Annotated in this window: 18 protein-coding genes; 10 read left to right on the top strand and 8 right to left on the bottom strand. The window is 56.1% G+C overall.

The annotated features are described in order from the left end of the window. Nucleotides 1–87 precede the first annotated feature (87 nt). From AAC636_RS07580 to iolD, 3 genes are all read right to left on the bottom strand, one after another. Nucleotides 88–903: an SDR family oxidoreductase gene (locus tag AAC636_RS07580; RefSeq protein ID WP_340260601.1), complete on the bottom strand. Its 816-nt coding sequence runs from the start codon at nt 901–903 to the stop codon at nt 88–90. 136 nt (nt 904–1039) lie between these two features. Next, nucleotides 1040–1936, bottom strand: a complete 897-nt coding sequence (iolE, locus tag AAC636_RS07585; RefSeq protein ID WP_340300979.1) for a myo-inosose-2 dehydratase — start codon at nt 1934–1936, stop codon at nt 1040–1042. Between the two features lie 5 nt (nt 1937–1941). Further along, on the bottom strand, nt 1942–3819 hold the full coding sequence (gene iolD, locus AAC636_RS07590) for a 3D-(3,5/4)-trihydroxycyclohexane-1,2-dione acylhydrolase (decyclizing) (protein ID WP_340300980.1): 1878 nt from the start codon (nt 3817–3819) through the stop codon (nt 1942–1944). A 188-nt stretch (nt 3820–4007) separates the two neighbouring features. On the opposite strand from iolD, the gene AAC636_RS07595 reads away from it, so the two are divergent. From AAC636_RS07595 to AAC636_RS07620, 6 genes are read left to right on the top strand one after another with little or no spacing between them, the layout of a single operon-like run. Next, on the top strand, nt 4008–4829 hold the full coding sequence (locus AAC636_RS07595; protein WP_340300981.1) for an HpcH/HpaI aldolase family protein: 822 nt from the start codon (nt 4008–4010) through the stop codon (nt 4827–4829). Beyond that, nucleotides 4829–5812 (top strand): hydroxyacid dehydrogenase, encoded by a 984-nt coding sequence (locus AAC636_RS07600; RefSeq protein ID WP_340300982.1) that lies wholly within the window; start codon nt 4829–4831, stop codon nt 5810–5812. The genes AAC636_RS07595 and AAC636_RS07600 overlap by 1 nt, the downstream gene beginning before the upstream one ends. Continuing rightward, on the top strand, nt 5802–6923 hold the full coding sequence (locus AAC636_RS07605) for a Gfo/Idh/MocA family protein (RefSeq protein WP_340300983.1): 1122 nt from the start codon (nt 5802–5804) through the stop codon (nt 6921–6923). Before AAC636_RS07600 ends, AAC636_RS07605 begins: the two co-directional genes overlap by 11 nt. Beyond that, the gene (locus tag AAC636_RS07610) at nt 6905–7831 is read left to right on the top strand and encodes a MurR/RpiR family transcriptional regulator (protein ID WP_340300984.1); all 927 of its coding nucleotides are present in this window, start codon (nt 6905–6907) and stop codon (nt 7829–7831) included. The genes AAC636_RS07605 and AAC636_RS07610 overlap by 19 nt, the downstream gene beginning before the upstream one ends. A 28-nt stretch (nt 7832–7859) precedes the next feature. Continuing rightward, nucleotides 7860–9773, top strand: a complete 1914-nt coding sequence (locus tag AAC636_RS07615; RefSeq protein WP_340300985.1) for a bifunctional 5-dehydro-2-deoxygluconokinase/5-dehydro-2-deoxyphosphogluconate aldolase — start codon at nt 7860–7862, stop codon at nt 9771–9773. Between the two features lie 3 nt (nt 9774–9776). Beyond that, nucleotides 9777–9977, top strand: a complete 201-nt coding sequence (locus tag AAC636_RS07620) for a hypothetical protein (RefSeq protein ID WP_340300986.1) — start codon at nt 9777–9779, stop codon at nt 9975–9977. Between the two features lie 30 nt (nt 9978–10007). Here AAC636_RS07620 and AAC636_RS07625 read toward each other — a convergent pair whose 3' ends face one another. Continuing rightward, nucleotides 10008–10778: an SDR family NAD(P)-dependent oxidoreductase gene (locus tag AAC636_RS07625; protein ID WP_340300987.1), complete on the bottom strand. Its 771-nt coding sequence runs from the start codon at nt 10776–10778 to the stop codon at nt 10008–10010. A 154-nt stretch (nt 10779–10932) separates the two neighbouring features. Here AAC636_RS07625 and AAC636_RS07630 point away from each other — a divergent pair, with 154 nt between their 5' ends. Continuing rightward, nucleotides 10933–12003: a fatty acid desaturase gene (locus tag AAC636_RS07630; protein ID WP_445322546.1), complete on the top strand. Its 1071-nt coding sequence runs from the start codon at nt 10933–10935 to the stop codon at nt 12001–12003. Here AAC636_RS07630 and AAC636_RS07635 read toward each other — a convergent pair. The 3 genes from AAC636_RS07635 to AAC636_RS07645 are packed head-to-tail and all read right to left on the bottom strand — an operon-like array spanning nt 12000 to nt 14671. Next, nucleotides 12000–12827 (bottom strand): class II fructose-bisphosphate aldolase, encoded by an 828-nt coding sequence (locus AAC636_RS07635; RefSeq protein WP_340300989.1) that lies wholly within the window; start codon nt 12825–12827, stop codon nt 12000–12002. The genes AAC636_RS07630 and AAC636_RS07635 overlap by 4 nt on opposite strands. Next, a complete protein-coding gene (locus AAC636_RS07640) occupies nt 12824–13681 on the bottom strand; it encodes a 5-deoxy-glucuronate isomerase (protein ID WP_340300990.1) in 858 nt (285 codons plus the stop codon). The genes AAC636_RS07635 and AAC636_RS07640 overlap by 4 nt, the downstream gene beginning before the upstream one ends. Nucleotides 13682–13693: 12 nt before the next feature. Then, nucleotides 13694–14671 carry a PfkB family carbohydrate kinase gene (locus AAC636_RS07645; protein ID WP_340300991.1) on the bottom strand — a complete coding sequence of 326 codons (978 nt, stop codon included), beginning with the start codon at nt 14669–14671 and terminating at the stop codon, nt 13694–13696. Nucleotides 14672–14787: 116 nt separating this feature from the next. On the opposite strand from AAC636_RS07645, the gene AAC636_RS07650 reads away from it, so the two are divergent. Genes AAC636_RS07650 through AAC636_RS07660 form a run of 3 tightly spaced genes read left to right on the top strand, consistent with a single transcriptional unit; the run spans nt 14788 to nt 17955 of the window. Beyond that, on the top strand, nt 14788–15891 hold the full coding sequence (locus AAC636_RS07650) for a Gfo/Idh/MocA family protein (RefSeq protein ID WP_340300992.1): 1104 nt from the start codon (nt 14788–14790) through the stop codon (nt 15889–15891). Nucleotides 15892–15909: 18 nt separating this feature from the next. Next, a complete protein-coding gene (locus AAC636_RS07655) occupies nt 15910–16800 on the top strand; it encodes a sugar phosphate isomerase/epimerase family protein (protein WP_340300993.1) in 891 nt (296 codons plus the stop codon). An 18-nt stretch (nt 16801–16818) separates the two neighbouring features. Then, entirely contained in the window at nt 16819–17955 is a 1137-nt protein-coding gene (locus tag AAC636_RS07660; protein ID WP_340300994.1) for a Gfo/Idh/MocA family protein, read from the top strand. Here the strand turns inward: AAC636_RS07660 and AAC636_RS07665 are convergent. Beyond that, entirely contained in the window at nt 17945–18952 is a 1008-nt protein-coding gene (locus tag AAC636_RS07665; RefSeq protein ID WP_340300995.1) for a LacI family DNA-binding transcriptional regulator, read from the bottom strand. The genes AAC636_RS07660 and AAC636_RS07665 overlap by 11 nt on opposite strands. Nucleotides 18953–19003: the final 51 nt, after the last annotated feature.

The following is a 19003-nucleotide window of genomic DNA, read 5'->3' on the forward strand; positions in this document are numbered from 1 at the left end:
GTTATATGCTCCGAAGAGCTGTTATTCTGCGCTTATGGCAGAATTCTTTGAAACACCCACGCGCGCGTCCTCACGTTTGGCCCCTCCTCACGGCACCAATGCATGAGCAGGCGCAGGTGCCTGTCCATCATACCCGCCCCAGACAGATTGATCGAAATGAATAACAGAGCCCGTCATCATTCCACTATCGTCTGACGCCATCCACAACACTGCTTTTGCCACTTCCACCGGGTCAAGCAGTCTTCCGAAAGGTAACTCTTTTGCGGCGCGATCAAGGGCGCCTGGATCTCCCGTCTCCGCCTCTTGCAAGGCGCGTTCGCCATCGGAATTCATCCATCCGATATCCAATTGGTTCACCCGCACCCTATTGCGCATCAGGGCAAACCCCGCATGGCGGCTCAGCGTAGCAAGCGCGCCCTTTGATACCGCGTAAGGCGCAAGAAACGGCTGCCCCACCCTCGAAGATGCGGATCCGATATTCACGATGCTGCCATGAACACCAACCTCTTGCATCAGCAAAACAGCGTCCTGCATTAAAAAAAACGGTGCGCGTGTATTGACCGCAATCATTTTATCAAAAAGAGCGTCGCTGGTGTTCAGCAGATTTCCGCGATCGGTCATGCCTGCTGCATTTACCAAAATGTCCAATCGACCAAAATGCGCCTTGGTAGCAGGAATAATGCCACGCACGGCATCTAAATCGGCCAAATCCGCGCCCACAAAGTGACATTGGGTGCCAAATTCATCCGCGATAAGATCGCAAACACGCTGACCTCTCGCAGCGTTACGACCTACAACAATAAGGCCTTCTACATCCGCCTCTGCAAATACGCGAGCGATTGCTGCCCCAAGGCCCTGAGTGGCGCCTGTTAGAACAGCAATTTTACCAACTAAACTACTCACAAGAATGCATCCCGCGCCAAAATCTAATTGCACAATGCCCTGTTAGCGCTAACTAAACACTTCCGCAAGTTATAATAAAGAAAAACAGAAAATATTTTAAGCGAGGCTATGCTAAAAAAATTAGTTTTAAAAATCATTATATTTCTACACTATATCCAGATTTAGAAAACAACTCTGATAGTACTCTGTGTCCAAGTGACGCCATTTCACGAGGCGAATTCAGTTTGGGATCCTGCTCTGCCTCCACAACAAACCAGCCCTCGTAACCGACACCTTCGAGTGCGGCAATAATGCTAGAAAAATTGAGATCCCCATCGCCTGGTACAGTAAAGACTCCCATAACCACTGCATCAAGGAAACTATTTCTAGTTCTGTCAATTTTTTCCACAACCTTTTTGCGAATATCCTTCGTATGGACATGAGAGATCCGCGCATGATGATTGTCAATTACGCGTAAATTATCCCCGCCCGCAAAAGCCATATGCCCTGCATCAAACAGCAGCGGAACCGAAGAATGCTTCATAAACACATCAAGCTCAGGCTCGGTTTCGACCACAGCGGCCATGTGATGATGATAGGAAATCGGCATCCCTTGGGCCGCGCACCAATCGGCAAAGTCCGACATCTTGCGCCCATAGGCGGCCATCTCGGCCTCACTGATCGCTGGCTTTTGCGCCAAAGGCACCTCGCGCTTGCCCTGCACAGACCGCGCTGTTTCCCCGTAGACGATGCACGGCGCGCCTGCGGCTTGGAAAAACGCCATTTGCTCTGCAATGCGATCCTTTTCGCGCTCGATATCCCCATCAAGCAATTCACCCGAAAACCATCCGCCACAAACCGAGATCCGATAGCGATCCAAGATCGGGCCCAAAACCGCCATATCCATTGGAAAGCGGCGGCCTGTTTCCATGCCGCTAAACCCTGCCTCCGAGGCTTGGGTCAGACATTCCTCTAGGCTGACGTCATCTGATAATTCAGGCAGGTCGTCATTCCACCATGCAATCGGGGCAATGCCCAATTTGGCCTTCAACATGAGGTTTACACTCCAATCCGCTGTTTTTTGCGGAATTCTTCTTGGCCCTTGCGGGCGGCTTGAACGCTTTCACGGGGGCTGACTTCGGGCACGCCCACATACCAATCCGCACCGCCATCTGTCCAAGTATAGGCATCAGAGGCGATTGAAATCACCGTTGTCGCATCGGTGGTCTGCGCCCATTCCATCGCGGCCTCTAGATCGGCAAGGCTGTCACAATGGCGCGCATAGGCCCCCATGGCCTCGGCATGTTTTGCAAAATCAACATGGCGCACATTGGCTGGGTCTTTCACGCGGCAATCTTTCAGCAGGTTGTTGAACCCTGCCCCGCCCGTATTGGTCTGCAAACGATTGATCACCGCATAACCACCGTTGTCGCAGACGATAACAATCATCTTATGGCCTGAGATCACCGAGGAATGGATGTCGGAATTCATCATCATATAAGACCCATCCCCGACCATGACGATGGGTGTGCCTTTGCTGCCTGCCATCGCCATCGCGTGGCCCCAGCCCCCTGCAACCTCATAGCCCATGCAGGAATAGCCGAATTCACAATCATAGGTGTGCGGTGCTTTGCAGCGCCAATTTTTGATCGTTTCACCGGGCAATCCGCCTGCGGCAGTCACCATCACATCCTCGGGGCGCGCCATGCGGTTCACAACACCAATGACCTGCGCATAGGATGGCACGGCGTGATTTGTGGGGGCTTGGCCCTTGTCCAAGAAATCATTCCACTCGGCATACCATTTTTGTGCCTGCGTCATACGGGCGGAAGGGGCAGACCAATCCCCCAATTGCGCATCAATCTCGGTAATCGCCTCAAACGCATCCCCCACAACGGCCTGTGCGCGGTGCTTTTGCGCATCAAACCGCGCCGCGTTGACATTGATAAACCGCGCATCCTTTGGGAATGTTGTCCATGATCCTGTGGTGAAATCCTGCAGACGGGTGCCAATGGCGATCACCACATCCGCCGTTTCGGCCAATTGCCGCGCGGCCTCGGTGCCCTCAATCCCCATTGGGCCTGCATAGGCAGGGTTGTCATACACAACGCCGCCCTTGCCGGCAATGGTTTCAGCCATCGGGATACCACGGCGCTTCGCGAAATCTGCCACCGCGGCCTCGGCCCCAGAATAGCGCACCCCACCCCCCGCGATTATGAAGGGGTTTTTCGCGGTTTTCAAAATTTCGACCGCCGCCTCGACCTGATCGCGCGAGGGGCGTGGGCGGGCGATAGTCCAAACTTTGCGCTCGAAAAAAGCCTCTGGATAATCATAGGCCAATTCCTGCGTGTCCTGAGGCAGGCCAAAAAAGGCCGGCCCACAATCTGCAGGGTCTAGCATCGTGGCCACAGCCGCAGGCAAGGATTGGATGATCTGCGCTGGATGGGTGATCCGATCCCAATAGCGCGTCACAGCGCGGAAACTATCGTTCACCGTGATGCTTGGATCCCCGAAATGCTCGACCTGCTGCAACACAGGATCGGGCAAGCGGTTTACATAAGTGTCGCCCGACAACAACAAGACGGGCAAGCGGTTGGCATGCGCAACACCCGCGGCGGTGACCATATTCGTGGCACCTGGCCCGACCGATGAAGTCGCGACCATGATCTGACGGCGTTTCTTTGCTTTGGCATAGGCAATCGCGGCCAAGGCCATGGATTGCTCATTCTGGCCGCGCCATGTGGGAAGCTGATCTTGAACGCGCTCTAGTGCTTCGGCCAAGCAGGTGACATTACCGTGGCCAAAGATCCCGAACACCCCTGCAAACAGCGGCACCTCCTCGCCATCAATGATGGTGAATTGATTAACCATGTAGCGCACGATCGCCTGCGCCATAGTTAGACGCACAGTGCCGTTTGCACTTGCTCGGTTACTCATACCAGCACCCCTCCCCTAGGCTAGATTCGTCCTCACACGAAATGTATATTGACAAAAAAATTTTGATGCAACGATCATTGCAAAAACTTTTTGACGCTGCAATAGTGACGCTGAAAGACTGTGCGCTTGCTTAAACTTTGGGCGAGGGATTCCCCCAAATCGCGACCGCAGTTATGGGGAGTTTAGAAATGAAAGCAAACAAACTCAAGGCCTTATGGCAAGGGGATCAGCCCGCGTTGAATGGGTGGTGTTCCATCGGCTCTAGCTTTACCGCCGAGATCATGGCGGCGCAGGGTTTTGACAGCATCACCATTGATATGCAGCATGGCGCGTTGGATTATGGCATGGCTTTGCCGATGGTGCAGGCCTTGCGCAATGCAGGCCCCACGATCATGGCCCGCGTGCCGTGGCGTGACCCCAGTTGGATCATGAAGGCCTTGGATATGGGCGCTGAGGGGATCATCTGCCCCATGGTCAATTCTCGCGCCGAAGCAGAAGAATTCGTCAGCTATCTGCGCTACCCCCCGCATGGGCAGCGCAGCTATGGCCCGACCCGCGCGGTGATTGCTGACCCCAGTTACAACGTCAAAGACGCGAATGCGCAGGTTCTGGCCATTGCCATGATCGAAACCGCGGCAGGCATGGAAAATCTTGAGGAGATCGCAGCGACCCCTGGCCTAGACGGTATTTATGTAGGCCCTGCTGATTTGACCCTCGGCACCCAAGCGGGGCGTTTGCCCCCAGGATTTGACCGCGAAGAACCCGAGATGATCGCGATGATTAAGGAAATTGCCGCCGTATGTCGCAAGAACAAAATCGCCGCCTGCCTGCATTGTGGCAGCCCCGCCTATGCTGCCCGCGCCATTGAGTGGGGCTATCGCCTCACCACTGTTGGGGGTGATGTGCGCTTTTTGGCGCAATCAGCCCGCGCGGCGGTCACAGGCTGGCATGAGGTTGTGGGCCGCGCCGGTGGTTCGGACAGCACGGGTGCTGGCAAAGGGGGCTATTGATGACACGGCTCTTGGTTGCAGGGGCGCTTCATCCAACGGGTGAGGCGCTGCTTGAGCGGCTTAAAACGCAGGGCGTGGATGTCACCTATGTGACCGATCCCGCACCTACGGCCTATCTGCCCTATCTGCCGCAGGCCGATGCCCTTGTGCTGCGCACACAACCCCTAACGGCTGAGATGATTGCAACTGCACCAGACCTGAAAATCGTCTCGCGCCACGGCGTGGGATATGACGCGGTGGATGTAAATGCATTATCTGCCCGCGGGATTGGCTTGGCCATTGTGGGGGATGTGAATTCTATCTCCGTGGCCGAGCAGGCCATGATGATGATGCTTGCAGGGGCGAAACAGGCGCTAGAAGCGCATTTCGCCACACGTGGTAGCGAAGGGTTCGATTGGAACTGGCGTAATCTTTTGAGCGCGCGCGAAGTGTATAACAAACGCCTCTTGATCATCGGCTATGGCCGCATCGGGCGGCGTTTGGCGAAAATGGCCGATGGGTTTGGCATGCATATATCCGCCTATGACCCCTATCTTTCCCAAATGGGCGCATGGCCCGAAGGGGCCGCGCAAGAAGTGACAGATCTATCCGCAGCCTTGGCTGAGGCTGATTTCATTTCGGTGCATATCCCCGCCGCCAAAGGCGCGCTGTTGGATCGCGCCGCCTTTGCGCAATTGAAACGCGGTGTAGTGATCTGCAACACGGCGCGCGGTGGCGTTGTCGATGAGGCGGCCCTGTTGGCTGCGCTCAAGGATGGCACGGTGGCCGCGGCAGGGTTGGATGTGTTCCAATCCGAACCCCCTGCCCTTGATAACCCACTTTTCTCGGATCCGCGGGTGATCCTGTCGCCCCATATTGGCGGGCTGTCCAATGAGGCGGCTGAACGTATGGCCTGCGCCTGTGTGGAAAACGCGCTGAACTTTATCAAAGGCAGGATTGATCCTGCGCTCATTGTCAATCACGAGGCAATCAATGGCAGCTAAACCGAAACTTCGCATCGGCTTGATTGGATCGGGCTTTATGGGCAAAGCGCATGTGTTTGGCTTTGCCACCGCCGCGCGGGTGTTTGATTTGCCCTATGTGGTGGAATTACACACGCTGGCCGATGTCACGCTTGCGGGGGCGCAGGCCGCGGCGGCAGGGTTTGGCTTTGCCCATGCCACAGATCGGTGGCAGGATTTGATCGAAAACCCCGATATAGATGTGGTCGATATCACCGCGCCAAATGCGTTGCACAAAGAAATGACCATGGCAGCGATTGCGGCGGGCAAGCATGTCTATTGCGAAAAGCCCTTGGCCCCCTTGGCGCGTGACGCAGAGGAGATGGCCATGGCGGCAGAGGCGGCAGGGATCAAAACCCAAGTTGGTTTCAATTACCTGTGCAACCCTATCATGGCGCTTGCCCGCGAGATGATTGCTGGCGGCGAATTGGGTGACATTCGCAGCTATCGCGGCGTGCATGCCGAGGATTATATGCGTGATGCAAACGCGCCCTATTCCTTCCGTCATGACCCTGCGGGCGGTGGGGCCTTGGCCGATATTGGCAGCCATGCCTTGGCCACGGCAGAATATCTGTTGGGGCCCATCACCCGCGTTATGGGGGATTGCGTCACCATGATTGACCACCGCAAGGATGCCACTGGATCCACCCGCAAAATTGAGGTCGATGATGTCGGGCGCGCCTTTCTGCGGTTTGAAAATGGCGCAACGGGCTCGATTGAGGCCAATTGGGTCGCCACGGGTCGCAAGATGCAGCATGATTTCGAGGTCTATGGCAGCAAGGGCGCACTCATCTTTACGGGCGAGCGGTTCAACGAACTGCATTTCTACAACACCGATGACGCAACAGGCCGTCAGGGGTTTCGCAAAATCGAGGCCAGCCCAGATCACCCGCCCTATGGGCAATTCTGTGTGGCACCGGGCCATCAGATTGGCTTTAACGACCTCAAGGCGATTGAGATCGCAGGCTATCTTGATGCCATCGCAGATCGCGCGCCTGAACCCTTTAACTTCCGTGCGGGGTTGCGCATTCAATATCTGGTTGAAACCATTCAAGCTTCGGCCAAATCCGAGGCGTGGATCGCGACAGTCTGATCGGGGGCGTGATGGATCACAACACCCCCCCCACCGATACCCCGCCGCCTGATACCTATGAGGGGTTCATCCGCCTGATCCATGAACGTCACAGTGCGATGAGCAACACCTATCAGGCCATCGCGCTCTATCTGACGCAGAACCCAAATGATGTGGCGGTGCGCTCGGTCAATGCGATTGCCGAAAGCTGCGGGGTGCATGCCTCGAGTTTCGTGCGCTTTGCGCAGGCCTTGGGGTATAAAGGGTTTCGGGATGTGCAGGCCCTATTCCAACAACGCCTAGAGACGGCTGCGCCTGGATTTGGGGCGCGCGTGCAATCCTTGCGTGATGGGATGGCCGCGCGCGATGATATCTCGGAAATCGGATTCCTGCGCGAGATGATCGTGCAAGACATTGCTTCGCTCGAAGGTCTGGTTGATGAGATTTCAGGCCTTGATATGGCCGCCGCCGCCAAGCTGATGGAGCGGGCCGAAACCATTTATTTGGTCGGACAAAATCGATCTTCGCCCGTGGTTTTGCTCATGCGCTATCTGCTGACCATGATTGGCAAACGCTGCATCCTTCTGGATGCCAGCGGCGGCCTTGCCACCCATATGGCGCGCAGTATGGGGCCGCGGGACGTGCTGTTTGCTGTATCCTTTCGCTACTACGCCAATGAGGTTGTGCAGATTGTCGATCAGGCCGCCTCGGCGGGGCATGATGTGATTGCCATTTCCGACACGACCCTATCGCCCCTCGCAAAATCGGCAAAGATCCTGTTTGCCGTACCCGAATATCAGCAAAGCCTCTCGCGCTCCTTGGCCGCGCCTATGTGCGTGGCGCAGGCTTTGGTGGTGGCGACAGCGGCGCGCCTACAAAAGGGGGCGGAGGCACCGCTGATCCCCCATGTGACCCAAAAAGACACTTGAACACCGACTTCCAAAGGAAAGATCCGCAATGAGCGTGAAAAAAGACCTTGATGTCATCACAATTGGCCGCGCTTCGGTTGACCTTTATGGCGCCCAAATCGGTGGCCGCTTGGAGGATATGCGCAGCTTTAACAAATATATTGGCGGCTCGCCCACCAATATGGCCGCAGGCACAGCGCGTTTGGGGCTGAAATCTGGCCTTATCACGGGTGTGGGTGATGAGCATATGGGGCGCTTTATTCGCGAAGAACTGACCCGCGAAGGGGTCAATATCGAGGGCATCAAAGTCGATCCTGATCGCCTGACCGCATTGGTGCTGTTGGGGATCCGTGATCAAGAACGCTTTCCCTTGATTTTTTATCGCGAGAATTGCGCCGATATGGGGCTGTGCGAAGACGATATAGACCCCGCCTATATCGCGCGCGCCCGCGCAGTCGTGGCAACAGGCACGCATCTCAGCCACCCGCAGACCGAAGCCGCAGTATTGAAAGCCTTGCGCTTAGCCCGCGAGGGGGGTGCCCGCACCGCCCTTGATATTGATTATCGCCCGAACCTCTGGGGCGTGGCAGGGCATGGCGATGGCGAAAGCCGCTTTGTGGAAAGCGCGGCCGTTACGGCCAAACTGCAATCAACCTTGCATCTCTTTGACCTTATCGTGGGCACGGAGGAAGAATTTCACATTGCAGGCGGCAGCACCGATACGCTGACGGCGCTTCGGGCCGTGCGCGCGGTCAGCGGTGCCACATTGGTGTGCAAACGTGGGGCCGCAGGGGCCGTGGCAATCACAGGCGAGATCCCTGCAAGCCTTGATGACGGGATCGCAGGTCAGGGTTTTCCGATTGAGGTATTCAACGTGCTTGGCGCGGGGGACGGGTTTATGTCGGGCCTTATCAAAGGGTGGCTTGATTGCCCCGCGGATCAGATTGATTGGGCGACCGCGCTAAAATACGCCAATGCCTGCGGCGCATTTGCGGTGTCTCGTCATGGCTGCACCCCCGCCTACCCGTCATGGGAGGAGCTACAATTCTTCCTCGCACGCGGGATCACGCGGCCCGACTTGCGCAATGATGGGCCGTTAGAGCAGGTTCATTGGGCCACCAATCGGGGGCCAGATTTGCCCGATATGCACATCTTTGCGTTTGACCATCGTATGCAACTTGAAGAGATGGACGGGGCAAACCCCGCAAAAATTGATGCGTTCAAAGAGCTTTGCCTCCAAGCGGCGCGCGTTGTGGCGGATGATCAGGCGGGATATGGCATTTTATGCGACAACCGATTGGGTCGCTCTGCCTTGCAGGCGGCCTCTGACAGCCCGCTTTGGATTGGCCGCCCTGTGGAATGGCCGGGCTCCTGCCCTTTGGTGCTTGAACCTGAACTTGGCCCTGATTTCGGCGTTCTTAAGGAGTGGCCGCGCAATCATGTGGTGAAATGCCTGTGCTTTTGCCATCCCCAAGATGACGCTGCGCTGTGGCAAAACCAGATCGACACCGTCAGCCGCCTCTTTGCGGCGACCCGCCGCAATGGGTTGGAATTCTTGCTTGAGGTGATCCCCTCAAAACGCGGCGCAGTGGATCAGACAACTACCCCCGCCGTGATCCAACGCTTTTATGATGCAGGCATCTTTCCCGATTGGTGGAAATTGGAGCCCTTTGCCGATGACGCCTCTTGGGGGGCTGTGACCCAAACAATCACGGCAAACGATGCACATACGCGGGGGATTTTGGTTTTGGGCCTTGATGCCCTCGCCGATGATTTGGCCGCAAGTTTCGCCTTCGCCGCCCGTCAGCCCTTGGTCAAAGGGTTTGCAGTGGGGCGCACAATTTTTGGCGATGCAGCCCGCGCGTGGCTTACGGGGCAAATCAGCGATGCGCAGGCAATTTCGCAAATGGCAGATCGCTACCGCAGCTTGTCAGCGCTGTGGGATCAGGCGCGAAAAGGGTGAGATATGGCCGCGCATAAAACCCTTTCTGATCCCATTTTCAACCCGCTGTGGCGGCGGGTGGCCTTGATCATATTTCTCTGCTTCTGGACAGGGGTCGAGATTTGGAACCAAACCTATGGGTGGGCCGCATTCATCGCAGCCATCACGATCTATTGCGGGTGGAATTTCTTTGTCCTGTGGGAAGATGTCCCAAGCAAGGAATAAGGGCGGCAAATCTGCCGCCCCCTTGGTCGCTTAGATTGATCCAGCCTCGACCATGTAATTATTTGCGGTGCACATGGCCGCATCGTCAGAGGCCAAGAACAAAACCATCCGCGCGAGATAAACGGGTTCGATCTCATCGGGCAGACATTGACGATCGAGCGCCTCTTTCAAGGCCTCAGGCGTCACCCAAAGCTGTTTTTGCCGCTCTGTCATCACCCAGCCCGGAACGACCGTATTCACCCGAATGCGATGATCCCCCAAATCGCGCGCCATTGTGCGGGTCAGGCCGTGCACGGCCGATTTAGAACTGGTATAGGCGGGCATATCGCCACTGGCCTGCATCCAAGAGTTGGACCCAAAATTGATGATCGAGCCACCACGCGCCTCAATCATCGCGGGCGCTACGGCCTGAATGGCGAAAAACATATGACGCAGGTTCGTTGCATATCGCTCGTCCCAATAATCGGGTTCGACTGTCCGCCAGTCATGACGATCATCACGGGCAGCGTTATTCACCAAAACATGTGCGGGCCCGCAGGCCTCAGCCAATGATTTGAAGGCTGTTCGCAATGCAGAAATATCGCGCAGGTCACATTGCTCGAAATGCACAGTATCGCCCAATTCGGCGGCCAAGGCCGCACCGCCTTTGGCATCAATATCGACAAAACCAACGCGGCTGCCTTGCACCGCAAAAGCCTTGACGATTTCCGCGCCAATCCCAGATGCACCGCCCGTAACAAAGACGGATTTATCCTTTAGGCTCGGATATATGGCGAATTGTGATTGATCAATCTGACCCATGGGTTGCCCCTCCTTTGGCAATGCCTCTTTTCGCGCAAAACCTAACCGCTGCCCCTTTGGGCGGCAAGGCGCAAAGCGGTTAATCGTGGAAAGGATTGACAGAAATGAGTGGCAATGGTTGCATCTGTAAAGGCGTGCATAAGGGAGGATGCCCGTGAACAAAATCACCCGAGATTACAGCCTGCTTGGCGCATCTGCGGTCGAGGCAGAGGAAAAGGGTCTGGCTGCTGCGCAGTGGTATCACTCGGATATCCCGCGCGAGGATATGCGCCGCCTGATGCAGCGCAAAGACGGGCCTGCCATTCGTGATACGATCCTTTATTTCGCAGTCTTGATCGCCTCTGCCACAGGCGGGATCATGCTGTGGGGGTCATGGTGGTCAGCGCCATTTTGGGTGATCTATGCCACATTTTACACCGCAGGCGCAGATAGCCGCTGGCACGAGGCAGGTCATCGCACGGCGTTCTTGACCCCTTGGATGAATGCCGTGGTCTATCACATCGCTTGCTTCATGCTGTTCCGTAATCCTGTCTTGTGGCGATGGAGCCATTCCCGCCACCACACCGACACGATCATCGTGGGCCGTGATCCCGAAATTATCACCATGCGCCCGCCGCAAATATTTAGGGTTCTATGGCTCTTTATTGGCAGCCATACATGGGATGGGTTCAAGGCCACGTTCCGCCACGCCCTTTATGGGCTGAACAAAGAAGAACGCAGTTTCACCCCTGACCGCTATTGGAAAAAGGCGCAGGTGATTGCGCAGATTTGGCTTGCGATCTGCGCCGTGGTTTTGGCATTGGTGCCGATTACAGGGTCGATCTTGCCGTTGATGTTGGTGGGCGTTGGCCCTGCCGTCTTGGGGTCATGGCATCTGATCATGACGGGCTTACTACAGCATACGGGCATGGCCGATAACGTGCTGGATCACCGCCTCAATTCCCGTAGCGTTTACATGAACCCCATCAGCCGTTTCATCTATTGGAACATGAATTACCATGTCGAACATCATATGTTCCCCATGGTGCCCTATCACAATCTGCCCGCCCTGCATGAGGCGATCAAACATGATCTGCCGCCTGCAAATCGTGGCTTTGTCGATGGGCTGCGCGAGGTGGCGCATGCGCTGAAAATGCAGTTGAGTGACCCCGAATATCGGATTGAGAAAACCTTACCCCCGACCGCAAAACCCTATCAGGCGCATCTGCACGATCTGGAGGTTTAGGGTTTCAGCGCGCGCAAAACGGGGCGGGTCAGCGCGACCAAGGCTTCCTCGGTTTGGCCAAGGATTTTGATACGATCAAATTCGGCGGGCTGCTCTGACATCACATGGGACAAGGCCGCACCAAAACCCATGCGCAATTCGGTTCCGATGTTGAATTTACAAATCTTAGACATGCGCGCCAAATCTTGACGCTCTCGCACAGGCACGCCTGAGCCGCCATGAATAACCAGTGGAATGTCACAAAGCGCCTCAATCGCGGCAAGGCGGTTGCGATCCAGACCGTGGTGCTTTTCTTGTTGCAAATGCACATTCCCGATGGAAATCGCCATTGCATCTATGCCCGTCTCTTGGGCAAATCGGGCAGCCTCTTCAGGGTCTGTGCCCCGCGATTTTGCCCCATCCGCATAGCCGACATACCCAATTTCACCTTCACAAGAGACACCTGCCGCATGGGCCATCTCTGCGATTTCGGCGGTGCGGACAATGTTTAGCGACAGGGGCAGCGCCGAGCCGTCAAACATCACCGAGGAAAACCCTGCTGCTATTGCTGCGGCGCACTCCTCAAATGACGTGCCGTGATCCAAATGGCTGACCACGGGCACTGAAACGCTTTCGGCCAATTCGCCAAACATCGCCCCCCAAACCGAAATCGGCATATGCGCCCGCGCGCCTGGGCCCGCCTGCAAAATAATGGGCAGCCCCTCTAATTCCGCGGCGCGCGTGTAGGCGCGCGCGTCTTCCCACCCCAAACAGACCACGCCTGCCACCGCATAACCTTGGGCTAAGGCGGGCGTCAGGACATCGGTGAGGGTCGCGCGGGTCATTTAAACTTGGCCACCATATCCAAAATGCCTGGGATCGTGTGGATCTGTTCGGCATGGGTTGGTTGGAAATATTGTTTGAGCGAGCGTTGGCTCCGCCCGCCTAGAATGGTGAAGTAATACATCTCATAGCCCGGCAGCGCGGCGCAAGGGTGATAGCCACTATCAAGCAAAATGGTCGAGCCATCCATAATATGATAGGCTTCGCCCACCTCATTATCGACCCGTTGCAACATTTGCACACCCGACCCGTAATTCGGGCGGAAGCGGAAATTATAGGTTTCATCATGACGGGTTTCGATGATCTCGCCCGCGTCATCTGTTCTATCCGTGTCATGTTTGTGACTGGGAAAGCCTGACCATCCCCCTGCCCCTACAGTGAACAATTCCGAAACCAAGAGCCGCCCCACCTTATCCGCGTATTTAGTGCCGAGGATATGTTTGATCTTGCGATGCGTTTTGGTGTCATCCGATCCGTATTGGATCACATCTAATTCTGCCTCGCGCACATCAAACGGTTCCAAAACCTTGTCATATTTGGCCCCCGCAATGAAGGTTTCGGTCGTGTCACTAACACATGTGATCCGCACCCGCGCGCCCACGGGAACATAAACCCCCTCAGGTTCGCCATCCCAAACATCGACCCCGCGATTGCCAAGGCGGGGATAGGACGCGCCATCGACATCCACATCGACACTGCCCGTAGCGGGCACGATGCAGGTCTCATATCCCGCAACCTGATAGTCGAACACCTCGCCCTTTTTCAGCTTAACGATGTTGAAATAATTCAGCGGCACTAAGTCGTGATCTACGTCAACGATGGGTTTATTTTGGTTGTCATGGGGTGGGATATGCATCGGGCCCCTCCTTTACTGATGAATTTCGATGAATTGGGATAGGGTCGCGCGGTCGGGCATGGCCCCCGCACAACCGGGATGCGAGACGGTGATGGCCGCCGCTGCGGCACCTTGATCCACGGCATCGGCAAGGCTTGCACCATTGGCCAAGGCCGCAAGAGTTGCCGCCATAAAACTATCACCCGCCCCAACAGGCTTAAGCGGCGTGGCGGGATAGGTGCCTGTGCGAAGTTCCTGATCCCCCGTCATAGTGATCGCGCCTTCGGCCCCCATTTTGTAAATCACCAATTTGCCGCGCGCGGCCAAGCCCCGTGCCGCGTCAAGACCGCGCTCATAGGCGCCTGCCATAAATCCGAATTCCTCATCATTGCCGACAATCATCGCCGATGCGTCTGCCGCACGGGTCAGAACATCGGCTGCAACGTCTGGCGAGGGCCAAGAATAGGGCCGATAATCAATATCAAATATAATCGGCACACCCGCTTTTTTAGCCAAATCAAAAGCGGCAAAGGTGGCGCTGCGCGAAGGTTCCGCTGCGAAAACCGTGCCTGCGGTGACAAGCGCGCCAAAGCGGCCATAGTCAATATCGGCAACATCCTCAGGCGTGACCTGAAAATCGACTGCATTGTTGCGATAGATGCAGACCTGAAAATCCTCCATCACCGATTCATAAACCGCCAAGGAGGAGCGGTATTCCCCCGCTAGAGTGCGGATATGCCCAACATCCACGCCATACTGGATCAGCTTGTTTCGGATAAACCGCCCCACCGTGTCATCGCTCAGCGAAGTCACAAGCGCAGCTTTCATCCCCAATTTACAGAGGCCTGCACAAATATTCGCAGACGACCCGCCAAGATCAGCCCGAAAATTTTCGCCGAATTCGGCCTTTACCCCAATCGGATCGGCATAGAGATCCATGCCCGCGCGGCCCAAAACCACGAAACTGCCTTTTGCGATCCCATTGTGTAATTGCGCAGATAATTCGGACACTGGCCCCCGCCCCTCATTCGTGACCTTGCTTGCACTGCAATCGTGCTTGCATGACTATGCGTTCAAAGCTACTTCTTTTGCAACCGCTTGCAAGCGCATTTCACGAAGGGGCCGCCATGTCAGAAATTGGGATAGGAATTATCGGAGGCGGCTATATGGGCAAGGCTCATGCCGTGGCCATGTCCGCCGTTGGTGCGGTGTTCAACACCACGCTGCGGCCCCGTTTGGAAATGGTCTGCGCGAGCAGCACAAAAAGCGCAGAAACCTATCGCGCCGCATATGGTTTTGCCCGCGCGACCGATGATTGGCGCGTTTTGGTCCATGATCCAAAGGTGGAGGCAATCATCATCGCCTCGCCGCAAACCACACATCACGACATCGCGCTTGCCGCATTCGCGGCGAAAAAACCTGTTTTATGCGAAAAACCCCTTGGCGCTTCTTTGGCCGAAAGTCAGGCTATGGTCGCCGCGGCTGAGACCGCAGGTGTCGCCAATATGGTTGGTTTCAACTATATCCGCACCCCTGCCAGCCAATATGCCCGCGCGCTGATTGCACAAGGGGCAATTGGCCAAATCACATGGTTTCGCGGCGAACATACCGAAGATTTTTTGGCCGATCCAAACCTGCCCGCAAATTGGCGCACTTCGGGAATGGCCAATGGCACAATGGGAGATCTGGCCCCGCATATCATCAACGCAAGCCTTGCACTGATGGGGCCCATTGCATCGGTCATGGGGGTTTATGAAACCGTCCACACATCACGGCCCGAGGGCGTGGTGACCAATGACGACCATGCGCAGTTCATGTGTCGCTTTGAAAACGGGGCCATGGGGCAAATCTATGCTTCGCGCATCGCGACTGGCCGCAAAATGGGCTATGCTTACGAGATCACAGGCACCAAAGGCGCCATTCGATTTGATCAGGAAGATCAAAACGCGCTCTGGCTCTATGAGATGACAGGGCCAGAAGCCACGCGCGGCTTTCGCAAGATTTTAACGGGGCCTGCGCATCCTGATTATCTGCCCTTTTGCCAAGGGCCAGGTCATGGGACGGGCTATCAAGACCAAATCATCATCGAAGCCCGTGATTTTCTGCGCGCGATTGAAACGAGAAAGGCGATTTGGCCCACCTTCCGTGATGGTCACGATGTGGACCGCGTGATTGCCGCCGTAATCGCCTCAAGCGATCAAGGCGCGTGGTGCGATATTTCATCTGTTTAAACGAGGGCATAACCCATTATGACAATCGAAATCGGCAATGCGCCCTGCTCTTGGGGTGTTGAATTTGCAAATGATCCCCGCAATCCAACATGGCGCAAAGTCCTGCAGGATTGCGCTGAGGCGGGCTATCGCGGGATTGAACTGGGGCCTGTTGGCTTTATGCCCGAAGATCCAGCAATTTTGGGCGAGGCGCTTGATGAATTTGGCCTCACCTTGATTGGCGGCGTGATTTTCCGCCCCTATCACGACCCTGACGCATGGGAGGATGTGCTCGATGCCACGCATCGCACCGCCCGCGCCCTCAAGGCACATGGGGCCGAGCATCTGGTGATTATCGACAGTATCTCACCGCGCCGCGCCCCTACTGCGGGCCGCGCTGATGAGGCGGTGCAGATGGATAAGGCCGAATGGACTGGCTTTCGCGACCGCATCGTAGAAAGCGCGCGAATTGGCGCCGAAGACTATGGCCTAACGGTTGGCATCCACGCCCATGCGGCAGGATTTATGGATTTTGAACCTGAATTGATCCGCCTGCTTGATGAGGTTGATGAGGGCCTTTTGAAAATCTGCTTTGACACGGGCCATCACTCCTATGCGGGGTTTGATCCTGTGGCCTTCATGCAAAAATATGTCAGCCGCATTTCCTACATGCATTTCAAAGATATAGACCCCAAGGTTAAGGCAGATGTGATTGCCAATCGCACAGGGTTTTATGAGGCCTGCGGACAGGGGATTTTCTGCAACCTCGGCCAAGGCGATGTAGATTTTGAGGCGGTGCGCAAGGTTCTTTTGGATGCAAATTTTGCAGGCTGGTGCACAGTCGAGCAAGATTGCGATCCAACCTTAGATGTGCGCCCTATTGATGACGCACGCGCCAACCGCGCCTATCTGCAATCCATTGGTTTTTAAGCGAAAAGAGATCAAATCATGACAAAACTAAAATGGGGTCTTATCGGTGGTGGCGAAGGCAGCCAGATCGGCCCTGCGCATCGCTTAGGCGCACAGGCGGATGGGCATTTTGACTTTGTGGCAGGCGCTTTGGATCACCGCGCAGATGTGGGTCGCGCCTATGCACAGCGTCTGGGAATTGTCGCTGATCGCGCTTATGGCGATTGGCGCGAGATGTTGGCAGGGGAAAGCGCCCGCGAGGATCGCATTGATCTCGTGACTGTGGCCACGCCAAATTCCACGCATTTTGAAATCACCAAAGCCTTTCTTGAAGCGGGCTTTAATGTGCTTTGCGAAAAGCCCATGACGGTGACAGTCGAAGAAGGCGAAGAAATCGTAAAAATCGCCCGCGCCAATGGCCGAATTTGCGCGGTGAATTATTGCTATTCCGCTTATCCGATGATCCGTCAGGCGCGTGCCATGGTGCGCGCGGGCGAATTGGGCAACATTCGGTTGGTCGTCACCAATTTCAGCCATGGCCATCACGGCGATGCGGAAGATGCCGATAACCCACGGGTGCGGTGGCGCTATGACCCCGCGATGGCGGGTGTTTCTGGGCAGTTTGCTGATTGTGGGATCCATGCGCTGCATATGGCAGGGTTTATTTGTGATGATCACGTCACCACGTTGTCCGCTGACTTCGCCTCAACAATTTCATCGCGCGTGCTCGAAGATGACGCGATGGTGAATTTCCGTATGTCCAAGGGCACTGTCGGGCGGCTCTGGACATCTTCGGTTGCGATTGGCCGCCAACACGGGTTCGACATTCAGGTCTTTGGCGAAAAAGGCGGCTTAAGATGGGCGTCTGAGCAGCCCAATCAATTGATCTATACCCGCACAGGCGGGCGCACGGAGATCATCGAAAAGGGCGAAGGGGGGTTGCATGACGAGGCCACGCGGCTCAGCCGTGTCGCCATTGCACATCCCGAAGGGTTTCCCTTGGCTGTGGCCAATATTTACTGCGATCTGGCCGATGCCATTCGTGGTCAGGCCCGTGATGGGTTGCCAACGGCAGAAGATGGGTGTCGCTCGCTGGCGGCTGTTTATGCGGCGGTGGCCTCAGCCAAGGATCACGGCGCGTGGCAGGAGGCCCGCCCGCCCATGTTCAGGGGTTGAGCGCACGCAAACTTGCGCGTTCGACCAAATGACAAGGAAACATCTGTGCCTCAGCCTGCGGGCTGGGGTGTTCACTTAGGCGCACGACAAGCGACAACGCCGCCCCCACAATCGCCTCAATCGGCTGCGCAATCGTGGTGAGGCGAATATTGGGCCACGCGGCCATTGCCATATCATTCAGCCCCAATATGCCAATATCATCAGGGCAGCCTAGACCTGCCGCGCCAATCGCGGCCATGGCGCCGATGGATAGAATATCATCGCCACAAAAATAAACCTCGGCAGGCCCAGCAGACAGTTCGGCGGACATAGCCGCCTGCCCCGCCTCAAACCGATAGGCGGGCACAAAGCGCGCGCGGCAGGTCAGCCCTGCCTCTGCAAGGGCCGCGCGGAAACCCGCCAAACGATCTTGGGTTGAGGTGGCCCCTTCTGGCCCGCCTAGAAACCCGATCTCGCGGTAGCCGCGCGCGATTAATGTCTCGCCCGCCAAACGGCCTGCAGCGTGGTTATCAATGCCCACAACATTGACCCGCGCCTGCGGATCATGGCGACCAAAGGCGTGAACCACAGGAACGCCCTCTTCGTAGAATTGCTCGACCAAACCAGCGGGCAAGGTGGATGAGGCCACCACCACCCCATCGACCGAATATTGCCGCAGCATTGCGGCGGCTTGTTCAATATCGCTCACATCGCTGAGATTAACCAAAAGTGGCCGTAACCCCATCTGCTGCAAGCCACGGGTGAACTGATCGAAAATCTCAAGAAAGACAGGGTTCTGGAAATTATTTGCAACCAAGCCAATCAACTTACTGCGTCCAGTGGTCAGGGATGAGGCCAAGGCGTTTGGACGATAGCCAAGGGCAGCGGCGGCCGCCTCGACCCGCGCGCGCATCGCAGGCGAAACAGATGCACCATCGGTAAAGGCGCGCGACACGGCAGAGGGTGAAACCCTCGCCTTTGCCGCAACATCCCTAAGCGTGATTTTCGCCTTGCGCATCAAACCCATCCCCTCTCCGCGTTTGACTATGACCCAAAGCGGGGAAGCGCG

Origin of the sequence: Roseobacter sp. HKCCD5988 (assembly GCF_037830355.1) — a bacterium.
Lineage (GTDB): Bacteria > Pseudomonadota > Alphaproteobacteria > Rhodobacterales > Rhodobacteraceae > M30B80.

What these genes read in the sequence shown, in the direction of transcription:
- AAC636_RS07620 (WP_340300986.1), top strand. Translation starts at nt 9,777, where the DNA reads ATGGCCGCGCATAAAACCCTTTCTGATCCCATTTTCAACCCGCTGTGG.
- AAC636_RS07640 (WP_340300990.1), bottom strand. Translation starts at nt 13,681, where the DNA reads ATGCATATCCCACCCCATGACAACCAAAATAAACCCATCGTTGACGTA.
- AAC636_RS07655 (WP_340300993.1), top strand. Translation starts at nt 15,910, where the DNA reads ATGACAATCGAAATCGGCAATGCGCCCTGCTCTTGGGGTGTTGAATTT.
- AAC636_RS07615 (WP_340300985.1), top strand. Translation starts at nt 7,860, where the DNA reads ATGAGCGTGAAAAAAGACCTTGATGTCATCACAATTGGCCGCGCTTCG.
- AAC636_RS07650 (WP_340300992.1), top strand. Translation starts at nt 14,788, where the DNA reads ATGTCAGAAATTGGGATAGGAATTATCGGAGGCGGCTATATGGGCAAG.
- iolD (WP_340300980.1), bottom strand. Translation starts at nt 3,819, where the DNA reads ATGAGTAACCGAGCAAGTGCAAACGGCACTGTGCGTCTAACTATGGCG.
- AAC636_RS07665 (WP_340300995.1), bottom strand. Translation starts at nt 18,952, where the DNA reads ATGCGCAAGGCGAAAATCACGCTTAGGGATGTTGCGGCAAAGGCGAGG.
- AAC636_RS07595 (WP_340300981.1), top strand. Translation starts at nt 4,008, where the DNA reads ATGAAAGCAAACAAACTCAAGGCCTTATGGCAAGGGGATCAGCCCGCG.
- AAC636_RS07625 (WP_340300987.1), bottom strand. Translation starts at nt 10,778, where the DNA reads ATGGGTCAGATTGATCAATCACAATTCGCCATATATCCGAGCCTAAAG.
- AAC636_RS07660 (WP_340300994.1), top strand. Translation starts at nt 16,819, where the DNA reads ATGACAAAACTAAAATGGGGTCTTATCGGTGGTGGCGAAGGCAGCCAG.
- AAC636_RS07600 (WP_340300982.1), top strand. Translation starts at nt 4,829, where the DNA reads ATGACACGGCTCTTGGTTGCAGGGGCGCTTCATCCAACGGGTGAGGCG.
- AAC636_RS07635 (WP_340300989.1), bottom strand. Translation starts at nt 12,827, where the DNA reads ATGACCCGCGCGACCCTCACCGATGTCCTGACGCCCGCCTTAGCCCAA.
- iolE (WP_340300979.1), bottom strand. Translation starts at nt 1,936, where the DNA reads ATGTTGAAGGCCAAATTGGGCATTGCCCCGATTGCATGGTGGAATGAC.
- AAC636_RS07605 (WP_340300983.1), top strand. Translation starts at nt 5,802, where the DNA reads ATGGCAGCTAAACCGAAACTTCGCATCGGCTTGATTGGATCGGGCTTT.